This is a genomic window from Streptomyces sp. NBC_01506, assembly GCF_045040295.1.
Taxonomy (GTDB): Bacteria; Actinomycetota; Actinomycetes; order Streptomycetales; family Streptomycetaceae; genus Streptomyces.
Genome location: NZ_CP109422.1, coordinates 4,318,920 through 4,333,427, shown reverse-complemented (window position 1 = coordinate 4,333,427; position 14,508 = coordinate 4,318,920). Strand labels below are relative to the sequence as shown.

Below are 14,508 nucleotides of genomic sequence, written 5' to 3'. Positions count from 1 at the left end.
AGTCAGATCCTGGCTGTCTGTGAGATCGGAGTACGGACTTCCGAGGCGAGGACCTCCGAGGACTGCCGCGCCATGGCCGCGACCACCCGGCTCGGCAGCCAGCCCGGCCCCAGCAGCGCACCGGCCGAGTCCAGGACCGTCGCCATGGGGGTGGGCGACGCCGCGAGCAGCGCGCGCAGCACCTCGGGCGCGGTCGGGCGGGCGGCGGCCTCGCGCGTCAGGCAGCGCCCGACCAACGCCCGAAGTGAGTCGGGCAGTTCCGCGGAGTCGGGGACCGAGTGGCCGGTCGCCGCGTAGGCCAGAACCGCACCGAGTCCGTAGATGTCGCCGGGCGGCCGGGGCCGCCCGCCCGATGCCTGCTCGGGGGCCAGGCTGCCGGGCTCGAGCCCGGGTAGACCGGTGCGCCGCTCGCCGTCCGGGGCCGCCGCGCGGACCGCGCCGAAGCAGGTCAGACGTGGTCCGTCCCAGGCGAGGAGTACGGAGGCGGGGGACAGTCCGGCGTGCGTGATGCCGATGGCGTGCGCGCCCGCAAGGGTCTCGGCCAGGGTGGTGCCCAGGACCCGGACCGTGCGCTCGGGCAGCGGGCCGCCGTGCAGGGCGAGGGCGACCGGCAGCGGAAGTACGGGAAGGTACGCGGACGCGTACCAGGGGGTCTCGGACGGGGCGGCGAGCTCGGCGACGGGCAGTACCCACGGGCCGAGGAGCCGGCGGCCCGCGTCCGCCTCGACGAGGAAGCGCGCCGGATCGGCGCCGTCGAGTGACGTGCTGATGAGTACCGTACGGTCACCGTCCGCACTGCGGCCGATGAACCGGCGTACGGGGACCGGCAGTTGACCGGGGCCGCTCGGGTCGAGACGGGTGATGAGGTGGTACGGGCCGATCCGTCGCGCCCCGTCCGTCGGTGCTTGTTCCATCTGTGCGTCCCCCTAGCCACGACAGCGGCCAGATGAGACTACCGGCGCGAGGGCGCGCGCCGACGGGAGGGTCGGGGCGACGGGCCCGTCAGGCGCCTGAGCCTCGCTCATCGCCCACATCTCGCCCCGTCGTGGTCAGTCCGGCAGCAGGTGTGACACGAGGGTCTGGGCCCATTCGGGGGTGAGGGGCTCGTTGGTGAAGACGGCCCGGTGGTAGAGGGGCGCGAGCACGGCGTCCGTGGTGCGTTCCAGGCTCGGGGGCGGATTGCCCCGGGCCTGGTCCCGTTCGAGGATGGCTTCGAGTTGTCGCCGGCGTTCGCCGCGGCATGCGGCGGCGCCTTGTTCCCCGCCGGTGCCGATGGTGGCGCGTACCAGGGCGAGGGTGTCCGGGTCGCAGAGGTCCTTGGCGAGGTCGTACGCATAGCGTTCCAGGTCGCTGCGGAGACCGCCGGTGTCGGGCACCACGATGTCGCCGGAGAAGCGGCTGGTCGTGACGTCGGCGATCAGGTCGGCGACGGTGCCCCAGCGGCGGTAGACCGTGGTCGCGTGGACGCCGGCGCGGGTGGCGATGACGGGGATCGTCAGTGGTTCGCCGGCCTCGTCGGCGACCAGTTCCTTGACGGCCTGGTGGACGGCCGCGCGTCAAGCACAGTTGACCAGCCCCGGGCCCGGCGGACCCCACCGTCCGCCGGGCTCGTCGGCCCGGCCGCGCACCGCCCCGCACCGCACGAGGCATCATCCCGGCGCAGGTCGCTTCAGGGCTTTCTGGCGACCGCCCCGTACATGGCGATGTCGCGGCCGTCGATGCCGGCCTGTTCAGGGCCGGGGCGCCAGGTGTGCACCTGGGTGACTCCCGGCTCCTGGAGCTCCAGTCCCTCGAAGAACGATGTGGCGGTGGGCAGATCGCGCAGCACCATGGGCATGTTCTGCTGCCGGTATTCCTCCGCCACCCGGTTGACCTCCTCGGGTGCGAAGTCGGCGGTGCCGATGGTCATCGCCAGATAGCTGCCGGACGGCAGCGGTTCCAGGAGCCGCTTGACCAGGCGCCGGTCGTCGGGAGGCAGGATGAAGTGCAGGATGCCGATCAGCATCAGGCCGACGGGCCGGTTCAGATCGATGAGGTCACGGAACTCGGGGCTGTCCAGAATGGTGTCGGGGTCGTGCATGTCCGCGTCCACGTACGCGGTGGCCCCTTCGGCCGAGCTCTGGAGCAGGGCGCGGGCGTGGGCGAGGACGACGGGGTCGTTGTCGACGTACACCACATGCGATTCCGGCGCCACCTCCTGCACGACCTCGTGCAGGTTGGGCGAGGTCGGCAGTCCGGTCCCGACGTCGAGGAACTGGCGGATGCCCCGCTCCTCGGCGAGGAAGCGGCCGGCGCGGTGCATGAACCGGCGGTTCTCCATCATGTGGACAGGCAGGGCGGGCCAGTGCCGGCACATGGCTTTCCCCGCTTCGACATCGACGGGGTAGTGGTCCTTGCCGCCGAGAATGTAGTCGTACACCCGGGCGGAGTGGGCGCGCGAGGTGGCGAGTCCGCTCTGTCGATCGTGCGGAGTGTTCATGCGGCGCCTCTTTCGGTCAAGGACGGCTCATCAAAGGTATGAACGTGGTGTTCCGGCCGCAAGCCGAACAGCGGGAACACCGGGAACAGCGGGATGGGGAAAGGCCCTCGGCAGGCCGGGTATCACCGCTCCCGCCGGGCTCGCAGGGCGATGACGGCGATGTCGTCCCAGCGGTTCTTGACGGGCGGCAGGAGCCCTTGGAGCAGGGTCATCTGGGATACACCCTTTCGGACCAGCGCGTCGGTGTGCTCACGCAGGCGCCGCAGGCCGTCACCGATGTCCGTGCCCGGCACTTCCACGAGTCCGTCGGTGTAGAGCACCAAGGTGTCGCCCTCCCGGATGACCGCGTGGAGGTCGGTACGGGGGAGGGCTTCGCCGACACACAGCGGTGGGTCCGAGGCCGTGAAGTCGTGCAGGTACCGCGATGGCGCGTCGGCCGGGATCAGCAGGGGTGGCGGGTGGCCGGCGTTGGACAGAGCGATGTGCCAGGCGTCGTCCGCCTGCCGGTGCAGGACCGCGTGCACCGCCGTGACCATCGACGGGCTGTCGAGCGCCTGCACGACGCGGTCGAGCCGGCTCAAGGTGGCCGCAGGGCTGGCGGCCGGGCCGCTGTCGTAGGCGAGTCCCCTCAGCATGCTGTTCACACGGCCCATCGCGGTGGCCGCGTCCACGTCGTGACCTGCGATGTCGCCGATGGACAGGGCGAGTGAGTCCGCCGAGAGCCGGACGGCGTCGTACCAGTCCCCGCCGACCTCGGCGGCCGAGTCGGCCGGATGGTAGAGCGCCGTGATGACGAGACCTTCGACGGACGGCGGGACGGCCAGGAAGGACTGTTGCAGTACGAGGGCCATGTCGCGGATGCTCTGTAGTTCCATCGTCCGGCGCAGGGGCCCGCTCATCTGCTGAAAGACATCCTGCAACAGGTACAGGTCGGCCTCGTCCGAGGGCGGGTTGCCCCGGCAGGTCGCCGTGGTCGCCAGCGCGACCGTCCGGCCGTCCACCACGACGGGCAGCAGCGCCACGCTTGTCCCGTCAGCCTCCCGCAGCCACCGCACGGAAGCCTTGGAAAGACTGTCTTCGGGCGGCTCTCCCGGCGGGAAGGTCAGCAGCCCTGCCTCCCGGCTCTCGATGGCGTCCCGTACGGCCGGCCCCAGCAGGAAGTCCGCGTCCAGCGGATGCATGGGAGGCAGCCCGGGGGCAAGCCCCACCCGCTCCGCCGACGCCGCGGCCGGTACGCCCTCGGAAGCCCGGAACGCGGCTTCGGCGTCGCCCGGTACGCGGAAGACAGCGACGGCGTCGGCAAGTTCAGGCACGACGGCCGCCGCAGTGGTCAGAAAAGCCTCGGACAGGTTGTGCGCGGCCGGTACCGGCGCCATACGGGCCAGCAGCTTCTCCCGCATGCGGGTGCGCCAGTGGTCCTCGGCATCGGTGGCGGTACCGATCCACTCCACTTCCCCGCCCCGGTCCAGGACAGGTGCGGCGACGATCTTGATGTGGCGGAAGCGGTCGGGGGCGTTCTCGAGCCGCACTCGTACGATCGTGTCGAGGGGGGAGCGCTGCTGAGTAGCCTTGCGCCAGGCCCGCTGGAACCAGTCCCGGTCCTTCGGATGCACCGCATCCATCCATGAGCTCTCACCGTCGGGGTGCCACAGCCTCTCCGGCATCCCGCTGCCCATCAACAGAGTGACGACCCCGTCGGCCGACAGCACCCAGACCGACTGCGGCACGGCGCCCAGGAGCGCTTCGTACCGTCTGAGGAGACTTCTCTCATCCACCGCCCCCTCCCCGCTGCCGGGCCGACGGACGCACCGGGCCGCCATGACCGGCGGCTTCCGCGGCCCGGACCCGCCGGACAGGACTCGTCACCGAAACGGCTGCCGCCGTCACCGCCTCCTGACAGCCCTGCAAGCCCGGCTCCGCACCGAACACCAGAGGATCATCGCCTCTCATGCTTCGATCATCCCCCGCATGCGGGACAACAGCACGCCCTGGCCTGACCTCCGCGTGCAGGCGGCTGCCGCACGCGCATATCACCCCGTTCACAGGAAGTACGTCTCACTCGAACGTGTGAGCTGTCGTCGTGAGAATGACCTGAAACGGTTTGTGACCAGGCGCGCATCGCTATGCCGACCACCGGAACTCCGCGCGGTGGGCTCCAGGGCCCGGACCAGCGGGCCGGGCCCCCGTGTTCATCGGCCCGACATGTACCGGCGACGAGAAAGAGGTCGGTTTGATTCCGGCCGCGCCCCGTTCGGCACCTGTGCTTTTCCGTCATTTTTCACAGCAGCATCACTAAAGCCGCACATGAGTATCACTATGTGTCGTGACGGATGTGTCGACGACTGGCTTCTGAGGGGAACGCCGGGGTCGCACAAGGGGGTGCGTCCGCTCCATGGGAGCCGTACTCCCTCCTGTTCACGGGAGGGGACTTCGCCACATGAGGCGGACTATACGCACCACCGCTCTGGTCGTGGGCACGCTCATAGCCGCGCTCGGCCTGCCGGCCGGCGTGGCCCACGCCGACATCACCTCGCCCCGCGTCGACCTGCGTGTCCTGGTGGTCAGCGACGGCGGCCCGGCCATCGACGCCATCGCGGCCGAACTTCAAGCGGCCGGAACGCCGTACACCGAGATCGACCTCACGCGGTCCGGCCGGGCCGTGATCGACTCCGGCTACCTCGCGGACACGGTCGAGGGCCGTCCGCGCGCCAAGTTCCAGGCTGTCGTCCTGCCCAACGACAACCCGTTCCCGGCCGGCTCCACCGAGATGGCGGCGCTCGCGGCCTACGAGCAGACGTACGCCATTCCCCAGGTCGACGCCTACACCTACGCGCGTCCGGAGGCCGGACTCCAGTACCCGGTCCCGGCCGGCTACTCCGGCAGTGTCGACGGTGTGGAGGCGGAGGTGACCGCCGCGGGCAAGGCGGGCCCCTTCGGCTATCTCGACGGGGAGGTGCCCTTCGAGGACAACGACCCGGCCGTGAGCGAGAGTTACGCCTACCTGTCGACGCCCGTGCCGGGTGCCGACTTCACCTCCTACGTCGACGCACCGATCCCCGGGCAGACGACGCGCGGCTCACTGGTGGGCGAGTACCGGCACGACGGGCGGCGCGAACTCGTCGTCACCTTCGCCTACAACCGGTACCAGCAGCAGTTCCGGTTGCTGGCCCGCGGCATCGTGGAGTGGATGACCGGCGGCGTGCACCTCGGCGCCTCCCGCAACTACTTCGCCGTGCACGTCGACGACGTACTCGCCGCCGACGACCGGTGGGACACCGAGCTCAACTGCACCCCGGGCGACATCGACTGCCAGCCGGGCGAGGGCACGCCCGACCCGATCCGTATGACGGCGGCGGACGTCGACCACGCCACCGCCTGGCAGGCCGAGCGGGGCGTGACCCTCGACCTGGCGTACAACGCCGTCGGCAGCGTCGACCACCGCGAGGAGAACAACGGCGCCGACGAACTCGCCGACAAGCTGATCGCCGACCGGAACCGGTTCCGCTGGATCAACCACACCTACTCGCACCCCTTCCTCGGCTGTGAACAGGACACCACCGTCGTGCCGTGGCGGTGTGCCACCAACCCCGACGGCAGCACCAAGTGGGTCAGCCGCACGGCGATCGCCGGCGAGATCTCCACCAACCGGGTGTGGGGTCAGACCAACGGACTGCCGCTTCAGAACGACGAGTTGGTCACCGGGGAGCACTCGGGTCTGAAGGTGCTGCCGCAGCAGCCCGAGGACAACCCCAACCTGGCGCTCGCCCTCGCCGACAACGGCATCGACTGGATCGCCTCGGACAACTCGCGCGATCCGGCCCAGCGTCAGGTCGGCGCGGCCACGACCGTGCCCCGCTACCCGGTGAACGTCTTCTACAACGCGGGCCGGGTGGCCGAGCAGGTCGACGAGTACAACTGGATCTACACCAGCCGCGCCCAGGGCGGCAGCGGCATCTGCGAGGACAACCCGGCCACCACCACCTGTCTCGCGGCGCCGCTGGACACCACCACCGGGTACGCCGACCAGATCGTGCCGCAGGAGACCGGGACCGCTCTTGGGCATGTGATGTCCAACGACCCCAAGCCGCACTTCATCCACCAGTCGAACCTGGCCGAGGACCGTATCGCCTACCCGGTGCTCGACGGCGTCCTCGACGGCTACGCCGCGCTGTTCGCGGACAACACCCCCGTGGTGAACCCGCGGATGAAGGACATCGGCACCGAACTCCGGCGCAGGGCCGACTGGCGGAGCGCCCTTGAAGCCGGTCAGGTCACCGCCTACCGCATCGGAGACACCGTGACGGTGGAGGCACCGGACGGGCTGGCGGTCACGGCGACCGCGCCCACCGGCACCACGCTGGCGGGTGCGGCGTTCGGTGACGCGTACGCGGGCGGGGTATCCGGCTGGACGCCCTCCGCGGGCACGGCGCTCGCCCTCCTGCTGCCGTCGTCCGACGTGCCTGCGGCGGCGACCGGCGACCCCGCTCCGGCCACGGACCCCGCGCCGGACACCCGGGTCCCCGCGGGCGTGAGCGAACAGGTTCCGTACACAGCGGACCGCTGAACGGCGCACCGGTCCAAGCACCGATCCAAGCACCGACCGAACGTCCCGGCCGCCGTCCGCGGCCGGGACCGGCATGACCACTCACACCTCGGCCGTGGAGCCCATCGATGCACGTTCATCACGGCGCGCGACGCCCCCGCGCGACGCGCGTCACCCTGCTCACCGAAGGCACTTACCCGCACAGTCACGGCGGCGTGAGCGTCTGGTGCGACCAACTCGTCCAGGGCATGCCCGACATGGACTTCGACGTCATCGCCGTCACCGGCAGCGGACGCGAGCCCGTCGTATGGGACCTGCCCGCCAATGTCGGGAGCGTCCTGTCCGTCCCGGCATGGGGAGCGCCGCCTCGAGGCAGCCTGCCCCGGGGCCGCGCCCGCAATCAACTCACCTCGGCCTACGAGCGGTTCCTCACCGCGCTGCTCGACCCGTGTGCCGAGGACGGGTTCGCCCCGGCCCTGTACACGATGGCGCGGGCCGCGGCGGACGGCGGGCTGAGCGCCTTCCTGCGCGGCGACCGGGCGATCCCGATCCTGACCGGGGTGTGGAACCGTCCGGGCCTGGCCGTACGCGAGGCCCGGCCCACCCTGCACGACGCGCTCACCGCGACCGCCCTGCTGGAGCACGCCCTGCGACCGCTGGCCGTGCCCCTGCCGGACAGCGGCGTCGCGCACGCGGTCAGCGGCGGCGTCGCCGCCCTGCCGGGCCTCGCCGCCCTCGAACGGCACGGCGTTCCGCTGCTGCTGACCGAGCACGGTGTCTATCTGCGCGAGCGTTACCTCGGCTACCGCACCGCGCCGTACCGCTGGCCGGTGAAGGCCGTTGTCCTCGGGTTCTTCCGGCTCCTCGCGCAGGAGAGCTACCGGCGGGCGGCCCTGATCACGCCGGGCAACCGCTACAACCGGCTGTGGGAGGAGCAGGGCGGGGCCGCCCCGGAGTCGATCCGTACGGTCTACAACGGCGTGGACCCCGCCGCGTTCCCGCCGGCCGGGCCCGAACCGGCGGAACCCACCCTGAGCTGGGCGGGCCGCGTCGACCCGATCAAGGACCTGGAGACCCTGATACGGGCCTTCTCCCTCGTCAGCGCCCAACTCCCGGACGCCCGGCTGCGGTTGTTCGGCGGGACGCCGCGCGGCGGGGAGGCGTACCGGGAGCGCTGCGAGGCGCTGGCAGCGGCGCTCGGGCACGCGGACACCGTCACGTTCGAGGGCCGCGTCGACGACATCAAGGACGCCTACGCGGCCGGTAACGTCGTGATGCTCTCCAGCATCAGCGAGGGCTTCCCGTTCACGCTGATCGAGGCCATGTCGTGCGGGCGGGCGACCGTCTCCACCGACGTGGGCGGGGTGCGGGAGGCTGTCGGCGACACCGGGCTCGTGGTTCCGCCGCGTGATGCGGAGGCGATGGCCGAGGCCGTGCTGCGGCTGTTGGGCGACGCGGGGCGGCGCCGGGCGATGGGGGAGGCGGCGCGGCTGAGGGTGATCGAGCAGTTCACCCTGCGGCAGACCATCGACACGTTCCGGTCCATCTATCTGCGACTGCCCACGCTCGACCGGTACGCGGCCGAGCCGGCCACGCCCGCGCCCGCACCTGCACCCGGACCCGCACCCGGACCCGCACCCGGACCCGCACCCGTACCCGTACCGACGTATACGACGTATACGACGCCCGCACCGACGCAGCCCTCGGCGGTCACCGGCACGAGGAGCCTGACCGGATGAGCGGGCCGCAGAGACTCGAACCGGGGGGCTCGGAGCAGGAGACGCTGGCGCTGCGGCTGGCCGACACGCGCCCGCCCCGCCGCCGCCCACGCTGGGCGCTCGACGCCCTCGACGACGCCACGGTCGCCATCCGAATACCGAGGCACGGCCCCGACGAACTCGCGGTCAGCTTGCTCGCCGCCGAACTGGCCGACCGCGTCGGCCCCGCCGTCCACCCCTACGAGGTGGCCGCGCTGCTGGAGGCGGAGGGACTGTCCGCCGGTCTGATCAAGGAGCGCTACGGGCACACCAACCTGTTCTCGCTCGCCGCCGCGCTGTACGAGCAGGTGCCCCGGACGTTTCCCGAGCCCGCACCGACCGCCGACCCCTGGCGCCCGGACCATGTCCGCTGTCTGCTGCGGGGTGCGCTGTTCGCGCTGCCGGGGCTGGCCTACCTGCTCATCGCACCGCTGTGGAACGCGGGCGGCCACGCCCCGGTCCTGATCGTGGCAGGGCTCGTCTCCTGGGCCTGGGGGCAGGCGCTCGGCCACCGCGCCCACCTGCGGAAGGCGACCGGCCTGCCGGAGGCCGGCCGCACGCTGCTGACCGGCGCGCCCCTCGGGGCCGCCGTGGCCACGGCGCTCGCGGCGGTGCTCGCCGGGGGCGGCCCGGTCACGCTCGTCGCAGCCGCGCAGTCGATGTACCTCGCGGCGGCGGGCGTCCTGCTGGTGCTGGCCCGGGAAACGCTGCTGCTCGCCGCGCTCAGCCCGCTGGTCGCAGGTGCCGCCGTGCTGCCCTGGTGGGAGCCGGGCCCGGTGGCCCGAACCGGCCTGCCCCTGCTCGCGCTGCTGGCCACCCTCGGCGTCACCGGCCACGCGCTGCGGACCGCACTCGCCGCCCCGGCCGTGCCCGGCGCGGCCCGGCCGCGCCTGCTCCCGTCCCTGCCGTACGGCCTGTTCGGACTGGCCGCGGGAGTGCTGGTGCTGCTGGAAGGCCGGCAGGAGCCGTACGCGGTGATCGTGCTGACGGTGAGCATGGGCCCCGCGGAGTGGCTGCTGTACCGCTACCGGGGCCTGTCGGTCTCCGCGCTGCGCGTCACCGCGACGCCCGCCGGGTTCCTGCTGCGCTCGGCCGGCATCCTCGGCCTCTGTCTGTTCGGCTACCTCCTGCCGCTGCTCCCCGCCGCACTGCTCGTCGGTGCCGAGCCGGTTCCCCTGCTGCTGCTGGCGGCCGTCCTGTGGACCGCGCTGCTGCTCCAGGCGTTCGGGGCGGCCTGGCCGTCGGCCGCGATCTGTCTCCTGGCCGCGGGCGGCGCCGGGGCGGTCACGCTGCTGGACCTGCCACCGGGCCCGGCGGCCCTTTCGCTGTGCTGCGGCGTGGCCGCGCTGTGTCTGTCGGGGTGCGCCCTGTGGCTGCTGGGACGGCCCGCCCCGCATGTCTGACGGCCCGCCCCGCGCCGCCGTACCGCACACCCACCGCACCGAAGACCGCACCGTCCGACCCCGACCACGCACGCCCCACGCACGCCCCACCCACCGGAACACCTGAACACCGGAAGGACATGAGTTGACACCCGCACCGCTCGCCGCCGTCACCGGAGCCGAGGGATTCATCGGCTCGCACCTTACCGAGGCGCTGGTCGCATCCGGCCACCGGGTCAGAGCGATGGCCCAGTACAACTCCTTCTCCTCGTACGGCTGGCTGGAGACCCTGTCCCCGGACGTCCTCGACCAGGTGGAGATCGTCCTCGGTGACGTCCGCGACCCCGGCTCGGTCCGTGGCCTGATCCAAGGCGCCGACGTCGCCTACCATCTGGCGGCCCTGATCGCGATCCCGTACTCCTACCAGGCACCCCACAGTTACGTGGACACCAACGTCACCGGCACCCTCAACGTGCTGGAGGCGGTACGTGCCCTCGGCACGCCCCGGCTGGTGCACACCTCCACCAGCGAGACGTACGGCACCGCCCAAACCGTGCCGATCACCGAGGACCACCCCATCAACACCCAGTCGCCGTACGCGGCTTCGAAGGCGGGCGGTGACCGGCTGGCCGACAGCTACCACGCCAGCTTCGACACCCCCGTGGTGACGCTGCGGCCGTTCAACACCTTCGGGCCGCGCCAGTCGATGCGCGCCGTGATCCCCACCGTCATCGGCCAGGTGGCGGCAGGGGAGCACACCATCACCCTCGGTGATCTGCGCCCCACGCGGGACTTCACCTACGTCAAGGACACCGCCCGGGCGTTCCTCGCGGTGGGCACCGCGCCCGCCGGGCAGGTCGTCGGCCGCACCTTCAACGCCGGGACAGGCGGGGAGATCTCGGTCGGCGATCTCGTCGCGCTGATCGGCAAGGTGATGGACACCGCCCTCGACGTGCGCGAGGACACCGCACGTATCCGGCCCGCCAACTCCGAGGTGATGCGGCTGGTCGCGGACGCGGGCAAGCTGGCCGCCGCCACGGGCTGGGGGCCCGCGCACAGCCTTCAGGAAGGCATCGCGCACACCGTGGAGTTCTTCCGCGACCCGGCCAACCTGGCCCGCTACAAGACCGGTCTCTACAACATCTGACCCCGTCCGGCACGTCCCCCACGTACAGAAGGAGGAACCCCATGCACGCAGTGATTCTGGCGGGAGGCAAGGGCGTCCGGCTGCGGCCCTACACCACCGCGCTGCCCAAGCCGCTCGTCCCCATCGGCGATCAGCACGCCATCCTGGAGATCGTGCTGCGCCAGCTCTCCACGGCCGGCTTCACCCACTGCACCATCGCGATAGGTCACTTGGGTGAGATCATCCGTGCCTATGTCGGCGAAGGCTCCCAGTGGGGACTGACCATCGACTACGCGACCGAGGAGAGCCCCCTTGGCACCATGGGCCCGCTGCTGACCCTGCGCGACCGGCTGCCCGACACGTTCCTGGTGATGAACGGTGACGTCCTCACCGACCTCGACTACGGCGACGTCCTGCGCCGGCACCGGGAGTCGGGCGGGCCGCTGACCATCGCCACCTACCCCCGCAAGGTGCATATCGACTTCGGGGTGCTGACCACCGACGCGAGCAGGGTCGTCGCGTTCACCGAGAAGCCGAGCATGGACTACCACGTCTCCATGGGCGTCTACGGACTGTCCCGCTCGACGCTCGACGGCTACACGCCCGGACTGCCCCTGGGCTTCGACGAGTTGGTGCTCGACCTGCTGGCCGCCCGGAACGAGCCGCACGCCTACGAGTTCGACGGCTACTGGCTGGACATCGGCCGCCCGGACGACTACGACCGGGCCAACGCCGAGTTCAGCACCCGTAAGTCACATCTGCTGAAGGGAGCCTGAGTACCACATGCGTGTTCTCGTCCTGGGCCTCACCGGCTACCTGGGTGCCCACATCGGCGAGGACCTGCGTGCCCTGCCGGGCACGCGGGTCCTCCACGCGGGCCGCTCGCCCGCCGCGCGGTACGGCGTCGACCTCGCATCGGCCCGCCCGGATCAGTTGGCGAAGACCCTGGCCTCGATCGCGCCCGACGCCGTGGTCAACTGCGCGGGTTCGACCGGCGGGGACGCGGTGACCCTCGCCGAGGTCAACGCCCGCGGCCCCGCCGTCCTGTGCGCCGCGCTGCGGGAGGCGGCCCCCGGGGCACGCCTGGTCCATCTGGGCTCGGCCGCCGAGTACGGCCCCGGCGCCCGGGGCATCCGCGTGACGGAGTCGGCGGCCACCCGCCCGACCGCCCCGTACGGCGCGACCAAGCTGGCCGGCACGCTCGCGGTGACGACATCCGGCCTGGACGCGGTGGTGCTGCGGGTGGGCAACCCGGTGGGGCCGGGGGCGCCGTCGGCCGGGCTGCCCGGCCGGATCGCCGGACTGCTGCGGGAGTTGGGCCCGCAGGGGGTGCTGCGGCTGGGCGATCTGTCCGCGTACCGCGACTTCGTGGACGTACGCGACGTCGCGCGGGCGGCGGCGCTCGCGGTCATGGCGCCCGGTCCGCTGCCGCCCGTCCTCAACATCGGCGGCGGCGGCGCCGTCCCGGTGCGCGACCTGGTGCGGGGCCTGGCCGACCAGGCCGGCTTCCGGGGGCGGATCGAGGAGAACGCCGCCGGCTCGGCCCGCTCGGCACAGGTGTCGTGGCAGTGTTCCGACATCACCGCCGCCGAACAGGCCCTGGGCTGGCGCCCGTCCCACACCCTGGACGAATCGCTGGCCGCGTTGTGGGCGGCCACGGCCGGGGAAGGCGGCCGGGCACCATGAGCCTGCTGATCCCGCTGTACGTCCACCCGGCCGAGGATCCGGGGGCCTGGCACCGGCTGATCACGGCCGCCGCCGACACCTACGGCGTCGTGTTCAACCCCGCGAGCGGGCCGGGCGAAGGCCCCGATCCCGCGTTCACCGCCGCGGCCGGAGCGCTGCGCGCGGCCGGGGCACGGCTGCTCGGTTACGTCGACACCGATTACGGGCGGCGCGACCGGGACGAGGTCACCGATGACGTACGCCGCCACCAGGAGTGGTACGCGGCCGACGGCTGCTTCCTCGACCGGGTGACCGCGACGACGGACGAACTGCCCGCCTGCCGCCGGCTGATCCGGTCGGTGCGCCGGCTCGGCGCCGGGACCGTCGTCCTGAATCCGGGGGTCCATCCGGCGCCCGGATACGCCCGCCTCGCCGACCTGACGGTCACCTTCGAGGGCCACTGGTCGACGTACGTGTCGGCGTTCAGCAGACCGGCGTGGACGGCCCGGCACCCGCCCGAGGGGCTGTGCCACCTCGTCTACGGCGTGCCCGAGGCGCTGGTGCCCCTCGCGGTGCGCACCGCGCACGAGCGGGGAGCGGCCGTGTGCGGGCCCGTCACGGGCGAAGGGCCCAACCCCTGGGCCCAGTTGACCCCCGCACTGAAGGCGACGGAGCGATGAGGCGTATGAGGCGTACGGCGGCGGCCTGGGCGAACGTGCTGGCGGCCCTGGCGCTGGCCGGTTGTTCCACCACGCCGCCCGGCACCACGCCGCCCGGCACCACGTCCCCCGGCACCACGCCGCCCGGCACCAAGTCCCCCGCGGCCCGCTGGGAGCCGCGCCCCGGGCTGGCCTGGCAGTGGCAGCTCGACGGAAAGGTCGATCCGTCGGTCGATGTGCCCGTCTACGACATCGACGGGTTCGAGAACTCCGCGGCGGACGTGGCACGTCTGCACCGCGACGGCCGCAACGTCATCTGCTACATCAACGTCGGTGCCTGGGAGGACTTCCGGTCCGACAACGACGCCTTCCCGCGCTCGGTACTCGGCGAGCCCAACGGCTGGGCGGGCGAACGATGGCTGGACATCCGGCAGATCCCGGTCCTGCGGCCGATCATGGAACGGCGCTTCGACATGTGCCGTGACAAGGGCTTCGACGCGGTGGAGCCCGATCTGATGGAGGGCTACAACAACGACACCGGCTTCCCGCTCACCGCGCGCGACCAGCTCGGCTACAACCGCATGATCGCGGCGATCGCCCATGAGCGCGGACTGTCGGTGGGGCTGAAGAACGATCTTCCGCAGATCCCCCAGCTTGTGGCGGACTTCGACTTCGCGGTCAACGAGGAGTGCGCACAGTACGACGAGTGCGCGGAGCTGACTCCGTTCATCGAGGCCGGCAAAGCGGTGTTCCACGTGGAGTACGCGGTGCCGAGGAGCGGCTTCTGCGCCGAGTCGCGCCGGCTGAACCTGTCGTCGATGGTGAAGCGACTGGAGCTGGGAGTATGGCGGAAGCCCTGCCCGGTGGATTCGGACCGGTAGTGCCTGGTGTAGTGCC

General features: G+C 71.9%; 12 protein-coding genes. 8 read left to right on the top strand and 4 right to left on the bottom strand.

Features of this window, described 5'->3' with window-relative positions; translation table 11 throughout:
• Positions 1 to 2: 2 nt before the first annotated feature.
• From OG329_RS18815 to OG329_RS18800, 4 genes are all read right to left on the bottom strand, one after another.
• Positions 3 to 914: a serine/threonine protein kinase gene (locus OG329_RS18815; protein ID WP_405796558.1), complete on the bottom strand. Its 912-nt coding sequence runs from the start codon at positions 912 to 914 to the stop codon at positions 3 to 5.
• 135 nt (positions 915 to 1,049) lie between these two features.
• On the bottom strand, positions 1,050 to 1,379 hold the full coding sequence (locus tag OG329_RS18810; RefSeq protein WP_405796557.1) for a TetR-like C-terminal domain-containing protein: 330 nt from the start codon (positions 1,377 to 1,379) through the stop codon (positions 1,050 to 1,052).
• 290 nt (positions 1,380 to 1,669) lie between these two features.
• A complete protein-coding gene (locus OG329_RS18805; protein WP_405796556.1) occupies positions 1,670 to 2,479 on the bottom strand; it encodes an SAM-dependent methyltransferase in 810 nt (269 codons plus the stop codon).
• Positions 2,480 to 2,601: 122 nt separating this feature from the next.
• Positions 2,602 to 4,254, bottom strand: coding sequence for a SpoIIE family protein phosphatase (locus OG329_RS18800; RefSeq protein WP_405796555.1), 1,653 nt, complete (start codon positions 4,252 to 4,254; stop codon positions 2,602 to 2,604).
• Positions 4,255 to 4,916: 662 nt separating this feature from the next.
• Here OG329_RS18800 and OG329_RS18795 point away from each other — a divergent pair.
• The 8 genes from OG329_RS18795 to OG329_RS18760 all read left to right on the top strand — a co-directional run bounded on the left by OG329_RS18795 (position 4,917) and on the right by OG329_RS18760 (position 14,492).
• Entirely contained in the window at positions 4,917 to 7,043 is a 2,127-nt protein-coding gene (locus OG329_RS18795) for a hypothetical protein (protein WP_405796553.1), read from the top strand.
• A gap of 107 nt (positions 7,044 to 7,150) precedes the next feature.
• Positions 7,151 to 8,761 (top strand): GT4 family glycosyltransferase PelF, encoded by a 1,611-nt coding sequence (gene pelF / locus OG329_RS18790; protein ID WP_405796552.1) that lies wholly within the window; start codon positions 7,151 to 7,153, stop codon positions 8,759 to 8,761.
• Entirely contained in the window at positions 8,758 to 10,182 is a 1,425-nt protein-coding gene (locus tag OG329_RS18785; RefSeq protein ID WP_405796550.1) for a hypothetical protein, read from the top strand. The genes pelF and OG329_RS18785 overlap by 4 nt, the downstream gene beginning before the upstream one ends.
• Positions 10,183 to 10,306: 124 nt before the next feature.
• On the top strand, positions 10,307 to 11,308 hold the full coding sequence (locus OG329_RS18780) for a GDP-mannose 4,6-dehydratase (protein WP_405796549.1): 1,002 nt from the start codon (positions 10,307 to 10,309) through the stop codon (positions 11,306 to 11,308).
• 41 nt (positions 11,309 to 11,349) lie between these two features.
• Positions 11,350 to 12,063: an NDP-sugar synthase gene (locus tag OG329_RS18775; RefSeq protein WP_405796547.1), complete on the top strand. Its 714-nt coding sequence runs from the start codon at positions 11,350 to 11,352 to the stop codon at positions 12,061 to 12,063.
• Positions 12,064 to 12,070: 7 nt separating this feature from the next.
• On the top strand, positions 12,071 to 12,973 hold the full coding sequence (locus OG329_RS18770) for an NAD-dependent epimerase/dehydratase family protein (RefSeq protein WP_405796545.1): 903 nt from the start codon (positions 12,071 to 12,073) through the stop codon (positions 12,971 to 12,973).
• Positions 12,970 to 13,632, top strand: coding sequence for a spherulation-specific family 4 protein (locus OG329_RS18765; RefSeq protein ID WP_405796544.1), 663 nt, complete (start codon positions 12,970 to 12,972; stop codon positions 13,630 to 13,632). Before OG329_RS18770 ends, OG329_RS18765 begins: the two co-directional genes overlap by 4 nt.
• Positions 13,629 to 14,492, top strand: a complete 864-nt coding sequence (locus OG329_RS18760) for an endo alpha-1,4 polygalactosaminidase (protein WP_405796543.1) — start codon at positions 13,629 to 13,631, stop codon at positions 14,490 to 14,492. The genes OG329_RS18765 and OG329_RS18760 overlap by 4 nt, the downstream gene beginning before the upstream one ends.
• Positions 14,493 to 14,508: the final 16 nt, after the last annotated feature.